Source organism: Microterricola gilva (genome assembly GCF_004217495.1).
GTDB lineage: Bacteria > Actinomycetota > Actinomycetes > Actinomycetales > Microbacteriaceae > Microterricola > Microterricola gilva.
The window spans coordinates 1,612,390-1,633,632 of record NZ_SHLC01000001.1 but is presented as its reverse complement, the minus strand read 5'-3'; the positions used below and the strand labels follow the sequence as shown (position 1 = coordinate 1,633,632).

Below are 21,243 nucleotides of genomic sequence, written 5' to 3'. Positions count from 1 at the left end.
AGCCTATGCGACCGAGGAGTAGGCAACGATGCCACGGCGCACGGAGTCCATGGCGAGGCGGGCATTCGCGGCGACCGGGTTGTCGGCCACGACGGAGAGCTGGTCGAGCAGGTCGATCGTCTGCTTGGTCCACCGTACGAAGTCACCCGCGGCCATGTCGGCGTCGCTCAACACCTCGCCGAGCGGTGCGCCCTTCGCCCACTTCCACATCGCCAGCGCCAGGCCGGTCGCCGGCGGCTCGCTGCCTGGAAGCCGGTGCTCGCGCTCGAGGTCGTCCAGATCACTCCAGAGGGTGCCGGTGGCGTCGAACGCCTCGAGGAAGGCCCCGCGAGGCAGGTAGCGCTCCGAGAGCGTTCCCTCGTCGCGGCGCGGCTCGTAGACGAGGGTCGTCGCCATCGCGGCCAGGCTGGGGGCATCGAGCTTGTCCCAGAGGCCACGCCGCAGCGACTCGGCCACGAGCAGGTCGCGTTCGCCGTAGATGCGGCGGAGCATACGGCCGCTCTCGCTCGCCGTCAGCTTGCCGCTGGCGTCCCTGACGAGGTAGCCGAAGCCGAGCAGCAGATCGGTCACCCGGTCGAAGACGCGGGCGACGGCACCGGTCCGCGAGCGGATCTGCGCCTTCAGGGCGTCGTTCTGCTTCTTCAGCTTGAACCAGCGCTCTGCCCAGCGGGCGTGCACCTCGCGGTCTGGGCAGCTGTGGCATCCGTGCGCGCGCATCTTCTTGCGCAGCGCATTGAGCTCCTTCTGCAGCTTGTCGCGGGCGGCCCGCGACTGCTGGTCGGCACGTGAGGCCTGCTTCTCGAGATCGCTGAGGGTGCGGCGGATGCCGGCATACTCGACGAAGTCGCCGAGGTGGCAGGTCATCGACTGCGCGTAGCCGTCGAGCGACTCCTGCTGTTGTCTGGCGGTGCGGGCGAGGTCGACGACGGCCCGGTCGGCCTGGAACTGGGCGAAGGAGGACTCGAGGATGTCACGGGCGCGCGACCGCCCGAACTGCTCGATCAGGTTGACGGCCATGTTGTACGTCGGGCGGAAGCTCGAGTTCATCGGGTAGCTGCGCCTGGAGGCGAGTGACGCGACGGCCTGCGGGTCGAGCCCGTCCTGCCAGTGGATGACGGAGTGGCCCTCGACGTCGATGCCGCGGCGGCCGGCACGTCCGGTGAGCTGGGTGTACTCCCCCGGTGTGATCGGGACCCTGGCCTCGCCGTTGAACTTCTCGAGCTTCTCGAGCACGACGGTGCGGGCAGGCATGTTGATGCCGAGGGCGAGGGTCTCCGTGGCGAAGACGGCCTTGACCAGCTTGCGCTGGAACAGTTCCTCGACCACCTCCTTGAACGCGGGGAGCATTCCGGCGTGGTGGGCGGCGACGCCCCGCTCGAGGCCCTCAAGCCACTCCCAGTAGCCGAGCACCGCGAGGTCCTCGTCGAGCAGGGTGCGGCAGCGATCCTCGACGATGGCGCGGATCTCGTCGCGCTCGTGGGCCTCGGTCAGGCGCACGCCGGCGCGCAGCACCTGGCGCACGGCCTGATCGCAGCCGACGCGGCTGAAGATGAAGAAGATGGCCGGCAACAGGTTCTTGCCGTCGAGCATCGCGACGACGGCGGAGCGGTCAAGCTTGTGCGCCGACGCCGACGGCTGGTTGAACCCACCGCGGTCGTGGCCGCGCCGGCCGCGGGTGGACCGGGAGTTGATCGAGCGGGAGCCGCCCTTGGCCAGCTGGACCAGCTCGGGGTTCACCCTGTTCGTCGCGGCGACCCCGGAGGAGTCGAAGAGATCCACCATGCGGCCCCTGGCCAGCACGTGTTGCTCGAGCGGAACGGGGCGCTCCTCCGAGACGATCACGTCCGTGTCGCCGCGCACGGCCTGCAGCCAGTCGCCGAACTCCTCTGCATTGGAGACGGTCGCGCTGAGGGCGACGAGCTTCACCTCGCTCGGCAGGTGGATGATCACCTCCTCCCAGACGGCACCGCGGAAGCGGTCGGCGAGGTAGTGCACCTCGTCCATCACGACGAAGGCGAGGTCGGCGAGCAGATCCGAGTCGGCGTAGAGCATGTTGCGCAGCACCTCGGTGGTCATCACCACGATGCGCGCACCGGAGTTGATGTTGGTGTCACCGGTGAGCAGCCCGACGTTCTCCGGGCCGTAGTCTGCGACGAACTCCTGGAACTTCTGGTTGCTCAACGCCTTCATCGGCGCCGTGTAGAAGACCTTCGCCGAGGGCTCCTGCATCGCCTGGTAGACCGCGAACTCGGCCACGATCGTCTTGCCTGCACCGGTCGGCGCGGCGACGAGCACGCTGCGCCCCGCTTCGAGCGACGAGCAGGCCGCCTTCTGGAAGGGGTCGAGATCGAAGCGCTGCAATTCGCGGAACGCCTGAACGAGGGGCGTCCGCTGGTTCAGACGGGAGGCCGCGTAACGCTCGGCCGGGGAGAGTGTGGTCACGCCCCTAGCCTAGATCGGCGTACTCGGCCTCCAGCGCAGCCGCGCGCTTGGCCATTCGCCGATCGTGCAGGAATGCGATGCCGTATGCCAGGAAGTAGAGCAGCACCATCGGGATGGCGAGCATGAACATGGAGACGACGTCGGCGGCCGGGGTGGCGATCGCGGTGAAGAGGCAGATGATCAGGATCGCGATGCGCCACGACTTGATGATGGATACCGCGCTCAGGATGCCCGCGAAGTTCAACAGGACCAGGAAGACCGGCAACACGAAGGCAACGCCGATGGCGAGCAGCAGCTTCAGCACGAAGTTGAAGTAGGCGGTCGCCTCGAAGTAGGTGACGGTGTCGGTCGGCGCGAAGCTGGCCATCAGGCCGACGATGTTCGGCAGCACGATCCAGCCGGCCGCGCAGCCGACGAAGAACAGCGGAACGGCGGTGAAGAAGAAGCCGAAGGTGTAGCGCTTCTCCTTGCCGGTGAGGCCAGGCGTGAGGAAGGCGAAGATCTGGTACAGCCACATCGGGCTGGACAGGATCAGACCGGAGTACAGCGAGATCTGCAGGCGCAGGTCGAACGCCGAGGTGATGTGCGGGTAGTTGATCTCGGCCTTGCGGTGCTGGGCCTCGGCCATCGCGGTCACGGGTTCCCGCAGCTGCTCCCAGATCCACTCGGAGAGCATCCAGCCGATGGCCGCGCCGATGACGACGCCGATGGCCGCGAGAAAGAGCCGCTTGCGCAGCTCAAGGAGATGAGCGCCAAGCGGCATCTTGCCTTCGCGGCTGCGGCGCGTGTCGCGTTCAGACACTACTTAAGGCTTGGGAGTTGTGTCGGATGCCGCGGGCTCTGCGCCCTCGGTCGACGCGTCCTTCGCTGCGGCATCCGGCTTGATCTCAGACTTGAGGATCTTCATCGACTGACCGAGGCTGCGCGCCAGGGCGGGAAGTTTGGGTGCGCCGAAGAGAAGCAAGATCACCACGAGGATGATGATTGCGTGCCATCCGGTGAGGTTGTTAAGCATGTGGTTGAGTCCAATTCTCGGCGGAGCGTACGAGTAGTTTACCCCGCGTGATGCGCTTGTCGCGGCTGCGCTGCCGCTTTTCGGCCCGAACGACGCGGTTCTGTTGCACAACGAGGGCGAGCTCGGCGCTCGGCTGAAAGACTGCTGAGGGTTTGCGGCCCGGTGCCACGTCGTCCAGCTGTGCATCGAGCACGCTGAGCGCGTCGCCCAGGGTGCTGAGCTCCTCGGCCGCTGCCATCGTCTTGCGGAACAACACGACGGCAAAATACGCGAGCATTCCGAGCAGGCCGAGGATGAGGCCACCCCAGATCAGCCACCAACTCCACCATGGCATGATCAGTCCTCGTCGCCGTCGTACTGTGCCGCGCCGGCGGCCGCCCACTCTGCGACCACCCGACGCGCCTCATCGGGCGCGACCACCGTGACGAGGCCGGGAAGCCCTGCCACGAGGCGCTTCAGTCCGTGGTAGTGCGAGACGCGGATGGTGACCCGCACCCTGTCACCGTCGCGCTTCTTGCGGGCGCCCGGCGTGATGTAGTCGCTCAGAACGGGCAGGGCATCACTCGGCAGCTCCAACTCGACGCGCAGATCGTCGTCGGAGACGGCGAAGAGCGTGCTCGGCAGCGCGACCTCGTCGCCGTGGCGGGAGACCGGCTGCTCCGTTCCCCGCAGCTCGGTGATGCGGTCGAGGCGGAAGGTGCGGACGGCGTTGCGCAGGTGGCACCAGCCGCGCAGGTACCAATCCTGATCGACGGACTCGATGCGCAGCGGGTCAACCCGCCTGGACTCCCGCTCCCCGCGGGCGTTGAGGTAGGAGAATTCGACCTGGGTGCCGCGATTGACGGACGTCTGCAGGATGTCGAGCTGCTCGACGCTGGCGTCCGCGGCGGTCGCCGTCTCACTCACGGCGAGCTGGCTGGGCGTCGCAGACGCTCCGCGGGTGAGCTTGGCCATCAGGGTCGCGATGGCATCGCGCTTGCCGTGTTCAGGCAGCGCCGCGAGGTACTGGAGCCCCGCGATCAGCGCGGCGGCCTCCCTGGCGGAGAAGCGCGGTGCGTCGTCGAGGGCGACCTGGTGCGTGAGCACGATCGTGTCGTGGTCGAGGAACTCGTCCCACGCGATGTCGAAGAGGTCGCCGTGCTGGTACTGCTTGGTCTCTCCGGGAACACCGGAGACGGCGATCAGCGCGACGGCGTCACGGATGCGCTCCGGCTCGACGCCGAAGTGCGCTGCGGCATCCGTCACACTCACCCTGTCGTGGTCGAGCAGGTAAGGAACGAGGGCCAGCAACAGCGCCAGCTTGTCCTGGGCGCGGAACACGGCGCTCATGCGCCAGCCCCCGCGTGCAGCTCGCGCACCTGGATCAGGCGGTGCCGCACGGCCTGACGCAGCGGCGCCGGGGAGAGCACGAGAACCTCCGGGCCGAAGCCGCTGAGCTCATCGGCGAAGATGTCGAGGTCGGTGAAGTGCACCGCATACTCCCACATGTCTGCCTCCCCCGTTCTGGTCGTCGTGCTGCCAGGCCGCTTCGCCAGGCGCAGCTCTGCGTCGCTGCCGGCGAGTACTCGGAGCGTTGCGACGTTGCCCTGCCACACGCGCTCGAGTTCGGCGAGCGAGTTCTCGGCCTGCCCGGGGCCAGGCACCTCGAACGGGGCGCCTGCAACAACCTCGACGGCCCCGACGATGCGCGAGAGCAGGAACGTGCGCGGCGCCCTGGCCCGCTGGTCGAAGGCGGTGAGGTGCCAGCGCCCCTCGTGAACGACGAGGGCGCGCGGTTCGACGGTGCGCAGCAACGGCTTCTTCTGCCCCGGCTTCAGGTAGAGGAAGCGCACACGCTGGTGCCGGTCGAGTGCCTGGGTCAGCGGCGTGAACGCGGCCTCACGCACACGCAGCCGCGGTGCGTAACCGATGACGGCGTCATCCGTGTCGATGCCGAGGGAACGGAGCTTGGTGATCGCGCGGCGGGAATCCTCGGAGAGCGAGCCCTCGCGCCACACGGCTGCTGCGAGCCCGAGCAGAGTGATCTCCTCCGATGAGAAGGTGATGTCGGCCGGCAGCTCGTAGAGCGCCTTGGGGATCCGGTACCTGGCGGCCTGGGTGTCGCCTGGCCGCTCGGGCGAGTCGAGCGTCTCCAGCGGGATCCCGAGCTCGCGGATGTCGTCCTTGTCGCGCTCGAACTGGCGCTCGAGGCTCGCGTTGTTGCCGCCGAGCACATAGCGCTGGCGGTAACCCTGCACCGTGGAGAGGATCTCGGCCTTGCCGAGGCCCTGCTCGCTCGCGAGCAGGGCCAGGACCAGGCTGAACAGCCGCTCCTCGACCGAGACCGCGCTGGCGTCCATGATGGCTAGGAGATGCCGAGGATGTCGACGACGAAGACGAGGGTCGAGTTCGGCGGCACAGCGCCGTTGCCCTGCTCCCCGTAGCCGAGCTCGGGCGGGATCACGGCAATGATCTGGGAACCGACCTGCTGGCCGATGAGCGCGTCGGCGAAGCCGGTGATGACACCGTTCTGCACCGTCTCCGAACCGGGGGCCGCCGCGAAGACCGCTGGGGCGCCGCGGCTCCAGCTGGAGTCGAAGACCTTCTTGGTGTCCCAGAGCACACCGGTGTAGTGCACGACGACCTGGTCGCCCTCTTCGATCGTCTCGCCGTCGCCCTGCTTGAGCACGGCGACCTGGAGGTCGGTCGGGGCGGCTGCGGAGGGGATCGTGATGCCGGGAACACCGTTCGCGTCGAGGACGACGGCAGGCATGCCCTCTGCGGCGGCCTTCGGGGTGCCGTTCGCGCGCGGCAGGTAGCTGCGGTTCACGTCGATGACGAAGACGAGGGAATCCTCGGGTGCGACGCCCAGCTGCGGGTTGCCTGCCTCCCCGAATGCGTCTTCAGGCGGAACGACGAGCGTGACGCGGGAACCCTCCGTGGCACAGAGCAGGCCCTGCTGCACGCCAGGCATCAGCTTGCCGTCGACCAGCGCGAACGAGAGGGCCTGTGAACCGTCGTACGCCGACTGCTCGATGAGCTCGCCGCTCGTGCCGTTGTAGACGCTCCAGTCGATGCTGATCTGCTGGCCCTCGACCGTGCCGGGCCCCTCGCCCTCGCGCACAACGGTGCGCTCGGTGCTGGAGACCTTGAGCGGGGTCGGGAAGTCGACCGTGGGCTTGGCGCCCTCGTCGCCGCTGACCTTCACGATCGTCGACGACTCGCCAGACGGCACCGCGCTCTCGCAGCCGGGGCCCGTGCTGGGCGCGCAGGCGGTCAGGCTCACGGCGAGCAAGCCGGCGGAGATGAGCAGTGCGGGGATCTTGCGCACGAGTCCTCGTTTCGATGCAGTGGGTGTCGTGGAACGGATGGTGCGAGTCTGGCGACCCTGCACAAGTTTAGTCAGCCTCAGCCTCGGGCTCGGCGTCGTCGGCATCGCGCGCCTTGGAGAGCTCTGCGCTGGCCGTTGCGGCGCGCACGCGCTTGCGCAGGCTCTTGGGGCTGACGCTGCGCTCACCGAGGCTGCCCGGCGTCCACAGCTCGACGTCTTCGTCGCTGAAGTCGGTCTTGGACGGCCGGCGCTTGAGCTCGGGAAGCACCGCTCCAGGAGCGAGGCGGCGAGCGGTGAGGAGGAATCCGGTGTGCCCGATCATGCGGTGGTCCGGGCGCACGGCCAGGCCCTCGACGTGCCAGCCGCGCACCATCGTCTCGCTCGAATCGGGGTTCGTGTAGTCGCCTGTCGCGCGGATCGCCTCCGCGACACGGGAGAGCTGGGTGACGGTGGCCACGTAGCAGAGCAGCACGCCGCCCGGCTTGAGGGCGAGCGAGACCGCGGACAGGCACTCCCAGGGGGCGAGCATGTCGAGCACGACGCGGTCGACGCTGCCTGGCTCCGTGACCTCTGGCAGGGCGTCGGAGAGGTCGCCGAGGGTGATCGACCAGTTCTCGGGGTCGTAGCCGAAGAAGGTGGCCGCGTTGCCACGGGCGACCGTTGCGAAGTCTTCACGACGTTCGAAGGACTTGAGCGTTCCGCTCGGCCCGATGGCGCGCAGCAGCCAGAGCGAGAGCGCGCCGGACCCGACGCCGGCCTCGACGACCGTCGCCCCGGGGAAGATGTCGGCGAGGCCGATGATCGCCTGGGCGTCCTTCGGGTAGATGATGGCGGCGCCGCGCGGCATCCCCATGACGAAGTCGTTGAGCAGCGGGCGCAGCGCCAGGTGCTCGATGCCGACGTTGTTGACGACGATGGAGCCGTCCGGCTGACCGATGATGGAGTCGTGCGCAAGCAGACCGCGGTGGCTGTGGAAGACCTTGCCGGGCTCGAGCATGAAGGTGTTCAGCTTGCCCTTGGGCCCGGTGAGCTGCACGCGGTCACCCGCGCGGAACGGGCCGCTGTTCTGCGGGAGGCTGGCCGGCTGGTCGCCCTGGGGCTTGGCTGCGGAAAGTTCGGTCATGGGGTCACCACTTCTGAATCGGAGATGTTCTCGACAAACACGGTGGCGATGTCGGCAAGTGTGCGCTCGGCCAGGGTCGCCCAGAGCGTGTAGCTGGGGTCTTCCGGGAGCGTGATGATGTGCGGAACGGCGATGGTGACCGCTCCGGATGCCGCGGCGCTGGCCACACCGGGGACGGAGTCCTCGAAGGCGACGCAGTGCTCGATCGGCACGTCGAGGAGTGCCGCGGCGCGCAGGTACGCCTCGGGGTGTGGCTTGGGGTTCTCGACGTGGTCACCGGCGACGATGACGTCGAAGGCGCGGAAGCCGATGAGTTCGACGATCCGCTCGGCCATCGACGACATCGACATCGTGACGAGAGCGGTGGGGATCTGCAGCTCGCGCAGCTCGGCGAGGAGCTCGCGCGCCCCCGGCCGCCACGGAACGCCCTCGGAGACAAGCAGCTCCTCGACACGAGCGGTGAGCCTGGCGATGATTTCGTCGGCCTCGAGCCGCACGCCGGCCTTCTGCAGGATGACGGCAGAGACGCTGAGCCCGTTGCCGACCATCTGCAGGCCGTCCTCGTGCGTCCAGACACCGCCGAAGCTCGTCACAAGCTCCGTTTCGGCTTGCATCCAGTACGGCTCGGTGTCGACGATGGTGCCATCCATGTCCCAGAGAACGGCGGCAGGAGAGTGTGTAGTCACGGGGATCAAGTCTAGAGGAGTGGGTGCGGGCATATCCTTAGAGGCGGGGCCGGAGTGGCCCTCTGGTGAATGAGCGGAGACGTTTCGGTGACGACGGGCAGCAGAATCCTGGGTGGTCGCATCTTGGTGGTCGCGTTCGAGGGCTGGAACGACGCCGGCGAGGCGGCATCCGGTGCGGTTCGCTCGTTGAAGGAGGAGCTCGAGCTCACCGAGATCTTCGCCGTTGACCCCGAGCTGTACTTCGACTACCAGTTCAACCGTCCGACGATCGGAATCGACGACGACGGCAAGCGCTCGCTGACCTGGCCGAGCACGGTGCTGTACGGCCCGAGCGTTCCGGGCGAGCCGAGCGAATCGCTGGCGGCGGATGCCGAGATGCAGGTGAGCGGGGCCAACGACGGCAACATCTACCTGCTGCTCGGAACCGAGCCGTCCCGCACCTGGAAGGGTTTCACCGCCGAGGTCATCGACGCCGCCCTCGCGGCCGACATCGGCGGGATCGTCTTCCTCGGAGCGATGCTCGCCGATGTGCCGCACACGCGGCCGATCTCGATCTTCACCTCAAGCGACAACGCGGAGGTGCGTGCAGAGCTCGACATCGAGCGCAGCAACTACGAGGGGCCGATCGGCATCCTCAGCGTCATCGCCGATGCCGCAGAGCGGGTCGGCATCCCGACGCTCTCCATCTGGGCCTCCGTGCCCCACTACGTGCACCACGCCCCGTCGCCGAAGGCGATGCTCGCCCTGATCGACAAGCTTGAGGAGCTGACGGACGTCACGATCCCGCGCGGTGACCTCGTCAGCGAGGCGGCCGTCTGGGAGGCCAGCATCAACGACCTCGCCAGTGACGACGAGGAGATGGCGTCGTACATCGTGCAGCTGGAGCAGGCCCGCGACACGGTGGACTCCCCTGAGGCCAGCGGCGAGGCAATCGCGCAGGAGTTCGAGCGTTACCTTCGCAAGAGCAACACGGACGGCAAGGCCGGAGACGGCAAAGCCGACGGGCGCGACGGCAAACCGGGCGATGAACCGTGGCGGCCACAGGCGTAGCCTGATGGCATGACGGATCGGGATCTCCGAACCAACCCATTCGCGCTGCCTGACGCCGAGCAGCCACGCGTCGGCCACTACGCCGTCGGCGGCTGCGCGCTCTATGCGGAGACGCGCGGTACCGGGCAGCCGATCCTCCTGATCGGGGCCTCGAGCGATGACGCCGAGATGTTCCGACCCATCGCCGAACGGCTGGGCGGCTTCACCGTCGTGAGCTACGACCGCCGCGGGACGCTCCGCAGCGGTCGCGAGGGCTGGCCGTGCGATTCGGCCAGGCACGCGGATGACGCGGCCGGGCTGATCGGGGCGCTCGGGCTCGCGCGCGTCGACGTGTTCGGGGCGTCGGCTGGCGCAATCGTCGCAGTGCAGCTGGCGCTGCGGCATCCGCGTCTCGTCCGGCGGGTGTTCGCGTACGAGCCGGGCTATCTGCGCTACTCGGCATCCGGCACCGCGCTCAGGCGAAACGGGACGACATCCGTTGACCGCCACCTGGCGGCTCACCCCGGCGACTGGTCAGGGGCGATGGGCGCAGCATCGCGCGGGCTGCTCGATGACCCGCCAGGTCTCGGCTGGTACGGAGAGCGCGGCCTGGCGCTCGCCGAGAACTTCGTCAGCGATGACATCCCTGCCAGCGGCGAACTCGCCGACCTCGACGCGCTCGACGCCTCCGGCGTCGAGGTGCGCTTCGCCTACGGCAGCGCCTCACATCCCGCGTTCCGCGAGATTGCCGCGGCGCTGAGCAGGCGCGCCCCCGATCGGATCGAGGGCGCCGGCCACGTCGCATTCCACACGCCGGAGATCATCGCCGACTACCTCAGGCTGCGCTGCGCCTGACCCCGGCTCAGGCCGCGATCACGCCGGCGCCGAGGAACCAGAAGAGCAGCCCGCCGAGCAGGATGCGGTAGATCACGAAGGGCAGGAAGCTGCGCTTGGAGATGTAGCTCATGAAGAACGCGATCACGACGAGCGCGACGAAGAAGGCGATGACGGTGGCGACCAGGGTCTCGAACGGGCCGAACACCTCGGGGAGGCAGCCGCTGGCACCCGCGACGCACGGATCGGTGATCGAGTTGTAGACCTGGTAGAAACCGCTGCCGAACACGGCGGGGATCGCCAACAGGAAGGCGTAGCGGGCCGCTGCTGCGCGCTCGTAGCCGAGGAAGAGGCCCATCGTGATGGTGCCGCCTGAACGCGAGACGCCGGGCACAAGGGCGAGCGCCTGGGCGAAGCCGAATGCGACGCCGTGCGGGTAGGTGAGTTGGTCGAGCTTGCGCTTCTTGGCCCCGACGTAATCGGCGATGCCGAGCAGGATGCCGAAGACGATCAGCATCGTCGCGGTGATCCAGAGGTTGCGCAACGTCGTCTCGATCTGATCCTTGAACACGATGCCGAGGATCGCGATCGGCAGCGAGCCGATGATGATCAGCCAGCCCATGCGGGCATCCGGGTCGTTGCGCGGGATCTTGCCTGCGATCGACTGCGCCCAGCGCGCGATGATGCGCACGATGTCGCGCCAGAAGAAGATCACAACGGCAAGTTCCGTGCCGATCTGAGTGATCGCCGTGAACCGCGCCCCCGGGTCTTCTCCGGTGCCGAGGAAGGAACCGACGATGCTGAGGTGGGCGCTCGAGGAGATCGGCAGGAACTCGGTGAGCCCCTGCACGAGACCCAGGATGATGGCGTTGATGAGATCCAAGTTGAGGCTCTTCCGTGGCTAGTAGTTCAGAAGCAGGTCACCGAGAACCCGCCTGCCAAAGACTAATGCGTCGAGCGGAACGCGCTCGTCGACTCCATGGAACATCGCAGGGAAATCGAGCTCGGCCGGCAGCTTGAGCGGCGCGAACCCATAGCCGGTGATGCCGAGCAGGCTGAGCGCCTTGTTGTCGGTTCCACCGGAGAGCAGGTAGGGCAGAACGGGGGCGCCGGGGTCGTGCCGGTGCAGCGTGTCGGTGACGGCGTCGACCAGCCCGCCGCTGAACGGCGTCTCGAGGCCGATGTCGCGATGCATGATCACGATCTCGATATCCGGCCCGACGATCTCCTGCACCTCGGCCAGAACGGCCTCCTCCTCACCCGGCAGGGTGCGGATGTCGATGAGGGCCTCGGCCAGGTCGGGGATGACGTTGTGCTTGTAGCCGGCGCTGAGCAGTGTCGGGTTCGTCGTCGTGCGGAGCGATGCCAGCAGGAATCCGGATGCCGAGCCCGTGGCCAGCGCGAGCTCGTCCGGCCCGACGCGCTGCGGGTCGGCATCGAGGATCCGCGCGATCTCGCCGAGCAACAGGGTTGTCGTGTCGGTGAGCTTGATCGGCCACTCCCGACGGCCGAGCTTCGCGACGGCCTCTGCCAGCTTGGTGATGGCGTTGTCGTGGATCAGGCGGGATCCGTGTGCCGCGCGACCGCGCGCGACGAGCTTGATCCACAGCAGCGCCTTCTCGCCCGTCTGCAGCAGGTAGGAGCGCTTGTCACCGATCGAGATCGAGTATCCTCCGACCTCGCTGATCGCCTCCGTTGCGCCGGCGAAGAGTTCCGGGTGGTTCTGGACGAGGTGGTGGGAGCCCTGGACTCCCCCGGCCTCCTCGTCGGCGAAGAACGCGACGACGAGGTCGCGCTCCGGCTGAGTGCCTGCGCCGAGGATGTCCTGCAGCGCGGTGATGATCATGGCATCCATGTTCTTCATGTCGACGGCGCCACGACCCCAGAGCAGGCCGTCCTTGATCTCTCCACCGAATGGGTCGACAGACCAGTTGGCCGGATCGGCCGGAACGACGTCGAGGTGGCCGTGCACGACGAGCGCCGGCTTGTCCGCGTTGCGCCCACGAACGCGGGCGACGACGCTCGTGCGGCCGGGATCGGCCTCGAACAGTTCCGGCTTCAGCCCGAGCGCGCGCAAATGCTCTGCCATGTACTCGGCGGCCTCGGTCTCGCCGTTCGCCCTGCCCTCGCCGTAGTTCGAGGTGTCGAAGCGGATGAGATCCCGCGCGATGAGCGCTGTTGCATCGAGTTCAGAAAAGTTGTCAGCGGACGAATCACCGGGTTGGACCATGGATTCACGCTACCGGACCACCCGCACGATCGGCGTGTCGCAGCGCCGGTGACTGGAACGCTCAAACCGGCCTCCGAATCCGTGCTAATCTCGTCTTCGGCCGCTGAGAGATCAGCTGCCGGGAACACATGCGCGGGTGGCGGAATTGGCAGACGCGCTAGCTTGAGGTGCTAGTGCCCTAACGGGCGTGGGGGTTCAAGTCCCCCTTCGCGCACACTGTGTTGAGACAGTCTGTTTCGTAGGAAGCAGAGAAGAAAAGGGCCGGATCGAGAGATCCGGCCCTTTTCTGTTTTCTGCCAGCAACACTCATGCCCAGACACGCCCGGGCCCCACCGCGCAGGCATGGTCGCGTCCGAATTCGTGCTAATCTCTTTCTCGGGCCGCTGAGAGATCAGCTGCCAGAAACACATGCGCGGGTGGCGGAATTGGCAGACGCGCTAGCTTGAGGTGCTAGTGCCCTAACGGGCGTGGGGGTTCAAGTCCCCCTTCGCGCACACTGTGTTGAGACAGTCTGTTTCGTAGGAAGCAGAGAAGAAAAGGGCCGGATCGAGAGATCCGGCCCTTTTCTGTTCCGGCAGTCAGTTGCTGTTGCAGGCGAGGTCGGCGATGTCAGCAGGGATGGTTCCTGCGGCGCATTCGGCGCGCCGGTTCTTCGTTACCCACGTGCCGCCTTCGATGTGGAAGACGCCGGTGGAGGACCCTTCCCCTCCAGCGACGCTGATGCCCGCCGTCGCCCATTCGCCGGAGCAGGCGAACTGGTTGTCGCTGACGTTGCCGTCGGGCAGCCCGACCGCATCCACCGCCGCCTGGAGAGCAGCCTGCGAGCAGTCGACGCCGACCGCCGCCGTCGGGGGCGGTGGCAGTGGCGGTGCCGGCGTCATGACGAAGCCGAATTCGCACGTGTAGCCGATCTCGCCGCCCGGGTTGATGCCGCCGTTCTGTCCTGTGCCGGCGACTGCTCCATTGCTGTACAGCACCCCATCGAAGGTGGTGCTGATCTCGGACGGCTCCGTCAGATCGAGACGGATACTCACGGCCCCGGCTGCCGTCGTGACCGGGCCCGTCATCGTGAAACCGGATTCCATCAGGTACGTCGCCTGTCCGCTTGCGATGCTGATCCTGCGGCCTTCCATCACCGTCGGGCAGTCCGGCTCCACATCCAGGATGTAATCCCCGTCGGCCAGGGTCGCATCCTCATGCGCTGGCGGCGACAGGGTGAAGGTGAACGCACAGTCGTAGCCGGATCCGGGGCCGGCGGTGTCCTTCCCCGGCCCAGTGACGGTTCCGTCCTCGGCGAGGGTGCCGTCGAGCAGCAACTGGAGTCCGCCGTTCCCTCCGTTGAGTTCGATCGACACGGCCGTTCCGTCGACGGTCACCGGTCCGGTCTTGGTCACTCCCTCGAGCGGGAGTGTGGCCGTCCCGTTCGACACGGTGAGTATGGTCCCGTTCATCGGCGTAACGCACGTCGTGGGTTCCACGGTGAGCAGGTAGTCACCGTCAGCGAACGTCGCCGGCGGCGGGCTGCTCGTCTCGACGGCCGGTGACGCGGTGGGCGACGGGGCGGATACGGCACAGGAGCAGAGCAGGAGCGCGCCGAGCACGCCAACGACGAGTGCGGGTATACGCCAGACCATGCCACGGCCCTTCGCCTCGGATGGCGGCTGGGCCGCCTGCGACGCCGCCAAGGTTACGCCCGATCAGTGCGGCTGTCTACGGTGACCGGTTGACTTTATAGAACATAAGTTCGAGACTTGAAGCGTGTCCATGCTTGCCGAGAATCGCCAGACGATTGAGCACGCCGGGGCGAACGCCCGGGTGCTCGAGCTTCAGGCGCGCATTCACAGCATGCAGGCGACGACGCTCGACGAGCGCGCACTGCCGACACTGCCCGCCCTGGCATCCGTGCTGCCGGGCGGCGCGCTGCGACAGGGCTCCGTCTACTCCGTCTCCGGTTCGACGACGCTGGCCATGGCCATGCTGGCCGCGCCGTCGGCCGGCGGCGCCTGGTGCGGGGTCGTCGGCGTTCCCGACTTCGGCGTCGAGGCGGCAGCACGCATCGGCATCGAGCTGGAGCGGCTCGTGCTGGCCCCATCCCCCGGCGATCAGTGGCTCACCGTCACCGCCGCGCTCGTCGACGTGCTCACCGTGGTCGTGACCCGGCCGCCGCGTCGGGTCGGCGATGCGGATGCCGCGCGCCTCAGCGCCAGACTGCGCCAACGCGGCGCAACCCTCGTCGTGCTCGGCGACTGGCCGCAGAGCGAGGCGACGCTGCGCATCGACGACAGCGACTGGCGCGGGCTCGGGGCAGGCCACGGGCACCTCTCCGGTCGGGAGGCGACGGTGACCGCTGGAGGACGCCCCGGCGCCGGCCGTCCCCGGAGCGCCAGGCTCTGGCTGCCCGACGCCCATTCCGGGGTTCGGGCAAGCGAGCCTCGATCGGGCGGAATGCGCGATGTCCTCACCCTGCGGCGCGGGGGCGCCCTCGGCTGAGAGCACCTCCAAGACACTGGCGAAGCGGTCCGCACAGGAGGAGAATTACCGCAGAGGGCGCGTTTCGCGCCCATGGAGATGAACCGCTCATGATCGTCCAGATCATCATTCTCATCGTCGTCATCGCTCTCGCGCTGGTGCTCTTCTTCCTGTCGGTGAAGGTCGTCAAGCAGTATGAGCGCGGAGTCGTGCTGCGCTTCGGGCGCCTGCACGCAACGAAGGAGCCCGGCCTGCGGTTCATCATTCCGGTCGTTGACGTGATGCACCGGGTCTCGTTCCGCATCGTCACCCTGCCCATTCAGTCACAGGGCATCATCTCGCGCGACAACGTCAGCGTCGGGGTGTCCGCCGTCGCCTATTACCGCGTCGTCGACCCGGTGAAGTCGGTGCTTGCAATCGAGGATGTCGGCGCCGCCATCGATCAGATCGCCCAGACCACCCTGCGCAAGGTCATCGGCCAGCACACCCTGGACGAGACCCTGGCCGAGACGGAGACCCTGAACATCAACATCCGCGAGATTCTTGACCACAACACGCTCGATTGGGGCGTCGAGGTCACCCTCGTCGAGCTGAAGGACATCCTGCTGCCTGACTCGATGAAGCGGGCGATGGCCAGGCAGGCAGAGGCCGAACGCGAGAAGCGGGCCAAGATCATCAACGCGGAGGGTGAAGCGCTCGCCGCCGCGGCGCTCGGGGACGCCTCCGACGTCATGATGGCGCATCCGGTCGCCCTGCAGCTGCGCAATCTGCAGAGCCTTGTCGAGATCGGCGTCGACAAGAACACCGTCGTCGTCTTCCCCGCACCGCTGATGAGCACCATCGCCGAGCTGGGGACCTTCCTGGCGAGAGAGGCAGAGGCCGGCTCGGGCGGGGCGACCGCGGCGCCGACGGTTCCGCACGCGCTGCCGGAGGCCGTGTGATGGCGACGCGCCGCCGGCGGACGGGATTGACTTAATCGAACAGATGTTCGATGCTTGATGTATGCCCGAATCGACACAACTCGGCTCGGAGAAGCTCAGCCGGACCATCGTGCTCTGGCTGCCTGACTGGCCGATCACCGCGGCCATTCAGGCCGCCGCGGATGAGGACGGCGCAGATGACGAGCGCCCGCTCGCGCTGATCGAACACGGTCTGGTCTTCGCCTGCTCCCCCGCCGCGCGCGCAGCCGGGGTGCAGCGCGGACTCAAACTGCGCGAGGCGCAGTCCCGCTGCACCGATCTGCTCGTGCTGCCCTACGACCCAGCGCACGATGCGCGGGCCTACGAACCGATTCTCGCGCGGCTGGAGCAGCTGGTTCCCGGCGTGCAGCTGATGCGGCCTGGCACCAGTGCGATCCGGGCCCGCGGGCCCGTTCGCTTCTACGGCGGGGAGGAGCAGGCTGCTGCCGCCCTGCTCGACGGCCTGACGGTGCAGGGCCTGCTCGGGGCGGCCGGCGCACGCGTCGGCATCGCCGACGGCCCATTCGCGGCAGAGCAGGCGGCCCGCGCGACGAGCGCCACCCACCCAGTGCGCCTGATCCCCTCCGGTCAGTCCGCCGCCTTCCTCGCGCCATTCCCGATCGGGATCCTGGTCGACACCCGCATGGCCACGCTGCTCAGGCGCCTCGGCGTGAGCACCCTGGGCGAGTTCGCCGCACTGCCGGCCGTCGATGTGCACCGGCGTTTCGGCGCGATCGGGGCGGAGGCCCACGCCCTGGCCGGGGCGGCGGACGGGCGCGTCGTCGTCGCCAGGGCCCTGCCGAAAGACTTCGATGCGGTGATCGAGTTCGAGCCGGCACTGGAACAGGTCGAGCAGGTCGCGTTCGGCATCCGTGCTGCTGCGGACGAGTTCGTGGCAGCACTGACCCGTTCCCGCCTCGTCTGCACGGCCATCCAGGTGCAGCTCGTCAGCGAACGCGGCAGCGTCTCAGAGCGCAGCTGGCTGCACCCGCGCTGGTTCACCGGCGCCGACGTCGTCGACCGGGTGCGCTGGCAGCTGCAGGGCGCGGCATCGGCCTCGTCCGCGTCCCCGGCTTCGGCGGAGAAGGGCCTGCGCTCCGGCATCGTGCGGGTGCGGGTGAGCCCGGAGCGGGTGGATTCGACGGGCAACCACGAGCAGGGGCTGTGGGGAACGGGCCCGGATGAGCGCATCCACCACGGGCTCACCCGGGTACAGAGCATGCTCGGCCACGAGGGCGTCGGAACGGCGGTGATCGCCGGCGGGCGCCTGCTCGCCGAGCGCACCGTGTTCGTGCCGTGGGGCGACGCGCCACCCGCCGCAGCGCCAGGCTCGACCGGTGCGCCGTGGCCGGGCAGCCTGCCCCCGGTCGCTCCGGCGACCGTGTACAGCACCAGGCAGCAGGTGACCGTGCTCGACGAGCACGGCGACGGCCTCGACGTCGACGCCCGCGGCATGTTGAGCGGCTCACCGGCGACCTTGCGCATCGGCGAGCAGCTGGCACGGGGTGTCAGCGCGTGGGCTGGCCCGTGGCCGGTCGTCGAACGCTGGTGGGATGCCGCATCCGCCCGCCGTCTGTACCGCTTCCAGGTCGTCGACTCCAGCGGCATGGCCTGGCTGCTCGCCTATGAGATCAACGACGCGGCGATCGACAGCGGCACCGACGCCCTGTGGTGGGCGGAAGCGAAGTACGACTGATGGGCTGGAGCAACCCACCCAGGTCCTGGGCCGAGATGGAGCGCACCCTCTCTGGCCGCCCACCCGTGCGCCCGGAGAGCCCGCTCTCGCGCAAGCGTGAGCCGTACCAGCCGCGCCGCATCGAGACCGAGCACGCCGACAGCGTCGTGCCGTACGCCGAGCTGCATGTGCACTCCCACTACAGCTTCCTCGACGGCGCCAGCTCGCCTGAGCAGCTGCTCGAGGAGGCCAAGCGGCTGGGCCTTCACGGCATCGCCCTGACCGACCACGACGGCTTCTACGGCGTGGTGCGCCTGGCGGAGACGGCCGAGAGCTACCCGGAGGTGAAGACGATCTTCGGCGCGGAGCTCTCGCTCGGCCTGAGCGGCCCGCAGAACGGCGTCGCCGACCCGGAGGGCAGCCACCTGCTTGTGCTGGCGCGCGGCGAAAGCGGCTACCACCGGCTGGCCGCCGCCATCACCGCCGGGCAGCTGGCCGGGGCGGAGAAGGGTCGCCCGGTCTACGAGCTCGAGCAGCTCGCCGCGGCGGCAGCCGGAGAGTGGCTGATTCTGAGCGGATGCCGGAAGGGCGCCGTGCGGCAGGCGCTGGCCGCCGCGGTGACCCCGGCAGAGGGCGCGGACGCCGCCGCGGCCGAACTCGCCGAACTCGTGCGCCTGTTCGGCGCGGGCAACGTCGCCGTCGAGCTCTTCGACCACGGTCACCCGCTGGACAGCGCGACGAACGACGTGCTCGCCGAACTGGCAGCCGCAGCAGGGCTCCCCGTCGTCGCGACGAACGTCGTGCACTACGCGACGCCATCCGAGCACCGGCTCGCCTCGGCGGTCGCGGCCGTGCGGGCCAGGCGGAGCCTGGACGAGATGGACGGCTGGCTGCCGGCATCCGACGGCGCACACCTCCGCTCCGGCGCCGAGATGGCTGCGCGCTTCGCCCGCTTCCCCGGGGCGGTCGAGCAGACGGTGCGCTACGCGGAGGAGCTCGCCTTCACCCTGCGCAGCGCCCGCCCCGGGCTGCCGAAGCAGGACGTCCCGGCCGGGCACACCCCGATGAGCTGGCTGCGGGAACTCGTCTGGACGGGGGCGGCAAAGAAGTACCCCGGCATGACCGAGGCCATGCGCGGCCGCATCGAGCGGGAGCTCGAGGTGATCGAGCTGAAGGACTTCCCCGGCTACTTCCTCATCGTCTACGACATCGTGCGGGAGGCGAAGAGCCGCGGCATCCTCTGCCAGGGAAGGGGCTCTGCGGCGAACTCGGCCGTCTGCTACCTGCTCGACATCACCGCCGTCGACTCGATCTTCTTCGACCTGCCGTTCGAGCGTTTCCTCTCCAGCATCCGCGACGAGGAGCCGGACATCGACGTCGACTTCGACTCCGACCGGCGCGAGGAGATCATCCAGTACGTCTACGCCAAGTACGGCAGGCACAACGCCGCGCAGGTCGCCAACGTCATCAGCTACCGGCCCAAGGTCGCCGTGCGCGACATGGCGAAGGCGCTCGGCTACAGCCCAGGCCAGCAGGACGCCTGGTCGCGGCAGATGGAGGGCTGGGGCAGAACTGTGACGCCGAGCGATCCGGAGACCGTGATCCCGGATGCCGTCACCGACCTCGCCACGCAGCTGCTCACCTTCCCGCGCCACCTCGGCATCCACTCCGGCGGCATGGTTCTCACCGACAGGCCGGTCGGCGAGGTGTGCCCGATCGAGCATGCCCGCAAGGAGAACCGCACGGTTCTGCAGTGGGACAAGGACGACTGCGCCTGGATGGGCCTCGTCAAGTTCGATCTGCTCGGCCTCGGCATGCTCGCCGCACTGCAGTACGCCTTCGACATGACGCGCGATCTGCTCGGCGAGGAGTGGAGCCTCGACACCATGCCCAAGGAGGAGGCCGGCGTCTACGACATGCTCTGCCGGGCCGACTCGATCGGCGTGTTCCAGGTGGAGAGCCGGGCCCAGATGGGCACGCTCCCCCGGCTGAAACCGCGCCGCTTCTACGATCTCGTCATCGAGATCGCGCTGATCCGGCCGGGTCCGGTGCAGGGCGGCGCCGTGCACCCGTACATCCGGCGCAAGACCGGTAAGGAGGAGGTGACGTACATGCACCCGAAGCTGGAGCCGGTGCTTGAGCGCACCCTCGGCATCCCGATCTTCCAGGAGCAGCTCATGCAGATGGCCGTCGCCGTCGGCAACTGCTCGGCGGAGGACGCCGATCTGCTGCGCCGGGCGATGGGCTCCAAGCGCGGGGTCGAGAAGATCGGGCGTCTGAAGGCCAAGCTCTACGCCGGCATGGCGGAGAACGGCATCGACGAGGCGACAGCCGACGTGATCTACGCCAAGATCGAGGCCTTCGCCAACTTCGGCTTCGCCGAGAGCCACTCGCTGAGCTTCGCACTGCTCGTCTACGCCAGCTCCTGGATCAAGCTGCACTACCCCGGCGTCTTCCTCGCCGCCCTGCTGCGCGCGCAGCCGATGGGCTTCTACTCACCGCAGACCCTGACGGCGGATGCCAGACGCCACGGCGTCGAGGTGCGGCGTCCAGACATCCTGCGCTCAGAGGCACATGCCGTGCTCGAACGGGTGGACCTGGGCGCAGCGGATGCCGCTCCGGGCTCCGCCCCGCTGCTGACCGGCCGCCCGAGCTGCGTGCAGAGGCAGCAAGCGGCTGTGCCGGAGACCTTCGAGCGGAGCCAGACCGATGAGACGGCCGCCCACCGGCGCGACGGCGCGTACGCCGTGCGGCTCGGCCTCGCCGACGTCGCCGGCATCGGCGAGGCGCTGGCCGAGCGCATCGTGGCGGAGCGCGCGACTGGCGGCCCCTACCGCAGCATGGCCGACGTCTCGCGCCGGGTCGGCCTCGACACCGCCCAGCTGGAGGCGCTCGCCGCCGCCGGGGCGTTTTCGGGGCTCGGCCTGGAGCGGCGGGAGGCGTTGTGGAGCGCCGGCGACGCCGCGCAGGACCGCGCCCAGTACCTCGAGGGTTCCGTCGTGGTGCTGCAGCCGCCGCTGCTGCCGATCCTGAGCGCGGCCGAGCAGGTGGTCTATGACCTCTGGGCGACGGGCATCTCGCCGGACGACCACCCGGTGCGGCACGTGCGCGAGCAGCTGGACCGCCGTGGCGCGCTGGCCGTCTCGGCGATGCAGACGGCAGAATCCGGGCGGCGGGTCGAGGTCGGCGGCGTTGTGACACACAGGCAGCGACCGGGAACGGCCGGCGGCATCACCTTCCTCAACATTGAGGACGAGACGGGAACCCTCAACGTGATCGCGAGCGTCGGCGTGTGGACGCGCTATCGGCGGATCGCCCGCGAATCCCCCGCGCTGATCGTGCGCGGCATCCTGGAACGCACGGAGGAGGGCGTCGTCAACCTGCTCGCCGACCGTTTCGAGACGCTCGGGGTGAGCGCGGCGCAGCGCTCGCGGGACTTCCGCTGACCGTCGGTATCGAGCAGGATTCGAG

At 68.5% G+C, this 21,243-nt stretch carries 18 protein-coding genes and 2 tRNA genes; 8 read left to right on the top strand and 12 right to left on the bottom strand.

Annotated elements, in window-relative coordinates; translation table 11 throughout:
* Positions 1–3: 3 nt before the first annotated feature.
* The 9 genes from EV379_RS07580 to EV379_RS07540 all read right to left on the bottom strand — a co-directional run bounded on the left by EV379_RS07580 (position 4) and on the right by EV379_RS07540 (position 8,576).
* Positions 4–2,442: a DEAD/DEAH box helicase gene (locus EV379_RS07580; RefSeq protein WP_130505599.1), complete on the bottom strand. Its 2,439-nt coding sequence runs from the start codon at positions 2,440–2,442 to the stop codon at positions 4–6.
* Between the two features lie 4 nt (positions 2,443–2,446).
* Positions 2,447–3,244, bottom strand: coding sequence for a twin-arginine translocase subunit TatC (gene tatC, locus EV379_RS07575; RefSeq protein ID WP_341273527.1), 798 nt, complete (start codon positions 3,242–3,244; stop codon positions 2,447–2,449).
* Between the two features lie 3 nt (positions 3,245–3,247).
* Complete coding sequence (tatA, locus tag EV379_RS07570) at positions 3,248–3,457, bottom strand: twin-arginine translocase TatA/TatE family subunit (RefSeq protein ID WP_055839897.1); 210 nt, start codon at positions 3,455–3,457, stop codon at positions 3,248–3,250.
* Complete coding sequence (locus EV379_RS07565; protein ID WP_130505598.1) at positions 3,450–3,791, bottom strand: hypothetical protein; 342 nt, start codon at positions 3,789–3,791, stop codon at positions 3,450–3,452. Before EV379_RS07565 ends, tatA begins: the two co-directional genes overlap by 8 nt.
* A 2-nt stretch (positions 3,792–3,793) precedes the next feature.
* Positions 3,794–4,786 (bottom strand): helix-turn-helix transcriptional regulator, encoded by a 993-nt coding sequence (locus tag EV379_RS07560; protein ID WP_130505597.1) that lies wholly within the window; start codon positions 4,784–4,786, stop codon positions 3,794–3,796.
* Positions 4,783–5,796: a helix-turn-helix transcriptional regulator gene (locus tag EV379_RS07555; protein ID WP_130505596.1), complete on the bottom strand. Its 1,014-nt coding sequence runs from the start codon at positions 5,794–5,796 to the stop codon at positions 4,783–4,785. The genes EV379_RS07560 and EV379_RS07555 overlap by 4 nt, the downstream gene beginning before the upstream one ends.
* Before the next feature lie 5 nt (positions 5,797–5,801).
* Positions 5,802–6,767 carry an FKBP-type peptidyl-prolyl cis-trans isomerase gene (locus EV379_RS07550; RefSeq protein ID WP_165397317.1) on the bottom strand — a complete coding sequence of 322 codons (966 nt, stop codon included), beginning with the start codon at positions 6,765–6,767 and terminating at the stop codon, positions 5,802–5,804.
* Positions 6,768–6,834: 67 nt separating this feature from the next.
* Positions 6,835–7,890 (bottom strand): tRNA (adenine-N1)-methyltransferase, encoded by a 1,056-nt coding sequence (locus EV379_RS07545; protein WP_130505594.1) that lies wholly within the window; start codon positions 7,888–7,890, stop codon positions 6,835–6,837.
* Complete coding sequence (locus tag EV379_RS07540; protein ID WP_242616280.1) at positions 7,887–8,576, bottom strand: HAD family hydrolase; 690 nt, start codon at positions 8,574–8,576, stop codon at positions 7,887–7,889. The genes EV379_RS07545 and EV379_RS07540 overlap by 4 nt, the downstream gene beginning before the upstream one ends.
* A gap of 69 nt (positions 8,577–8,645) precedes the next feature.
* Here EV379_RS07540 and EV379_RS07535 point away from each other — a divergent pair, with 69 nt between their 5' ends.
* Together EV379_RS07535 and EV379_RS07530 are read left to right on the top strand one after the other, a co-directional pair.
* Complete coding sequence (locus tag EV379_RS07535; RefSeq protein ID WP_207226209.1) at positions 8,646–9,626, top strand: proteasome assembly chaperone family protein; 981 nt, start codon at positions 8,646–8,648, stop codon at positions 9,624–9,626.
* A 9-nt stretch (positions 9,627–9,635) separates the two neighbouring features.
* Positions 9,636–10,460, top strand: a complete 825-nt coding sequence (locus tag EV379_RS07530) for an alpha/beta fold hydrolase (protein WP_130505593.1) — start codon at positions 9,636–9,638, stop codon at positions 10,458–10,460.
* Positions 10,461–10,467: 7 nt separating this feature from the next.
* Here EV379_RS07530 and EV379_RS07525 read toward each other — a convergent pair whose 3' ends face one another.
* The gene (locus EV379_RS07525) at positions 10,468–11,322 is read right to left on the bottom strand and encodes an undecaprenyl-diphosphate phosphatase (protein WP_130505592.1); all 855 of its coding nucleotides are present in this window, start codon (positions 11,320–11,322) and stop codon (positions 10,468–10,470) included.
* Positions 11,323–11,340: 18 nt separating this feature from the next.
* Positions 11,341–12,669: a M20/M25/M40 family metallo-hydrolase gene (locus EV379_RS07520; RefSeq protein WP_130505591.1), complete on the bottom strand. Its 1,329-nt coding sequence runs from the start codon at positions 12,667–12,669 to the stop codon at positions 11,341–11,343.
* 130 nt (positions 12,670–12,799) lie between these two features.
* On the opposite strand from EV379_RS07520, the gene EV379_RS07515 reads away from it, so the two are divergent.
* Together EV379_RS07515 and EV379_RS07510 are read left to right on the top strand one after the other, a co-directional pair.
* Positions 12,800–12,883, top strand: a tRNA-Leu gene (locus tag EV379_RS07515).
* A gap of 196 nt (positions 12,884–13,079) precedes the next feature.
* Positions 13,080–13,163: transfer RNA gene (locus EV379_RS07510), tRNA-Leu, on the top strand.
* 84 nt (positions 13,164–13,247) lie between these two features.
* On the opposite strand, the gene EV379_RS07505 is transcribed toward EV379_RS07510, so the two are convergent.
* Entirely contained in the window at positions 13,248–14,303 is a 1,056-nt protein-coding gene (locus EV379_RS07505; protein WP_130505590.1) for a hypothetical protein, read from the bottom strand.
* Positions 14,304–14,433: 130 nt separating this feature from the next.
* On the opposite strand from EV379_RS07505, the gene EV379_RS07500 reads away from it, so the two are divergent.
* From EV379_RS07500 to EV379_RS07485, 4 genes are all read left to right on the top strand, one after another.
* Positions 14,434–15,159: a hypothetical protein gene (locus EV379_RS07500; RefSeq protein WP_242616464.1), complete on the top strand. Its 726-nt coding sequence runs from the start codon at positions 14,434–14,436 to the stop codon at positions 15,157–15,159.
* An 89-nt stretch (positions 15,160–15,248) separates the two neighbouring features.
* A complete protein-coding gene (locus EV379_RS07495; RefSeq protein WP_130505589.1) occupies positions 15,249–16,079 on the top strand; it encodes a slipin family protein in 831 nt (276 codons plus the stop codon).
* A gap of 61 nt (positions 16,080–16,140) precedes the next feature.
* On the top strand, positions 16,141–17,793 hold the full coding sequence (locus EV379_RS07490; protein ID WP_130505588.1) for a DNA polymerase Y family protein: 1,653 nt from the start codon (positions 16,141–16,143) through the stop codon (positions 17,791–17,793).
* Entirely contained in the window at positions 17,793–21,218 is a 3,426-nt protein-coding gene (locus tag EV379_RS07485) for an error-prone DNA polymerase (RefSeq protein ID WP_130505587.1), read from the top strand. The genes EV379_RS07490 and EV379_RS07485 overlap by 1 nt, the downstream gene beginning before the upstream one ends.
* The last annotated feature ends 25 nt before the right edge of the window (positions 21,219–21,243 follow it).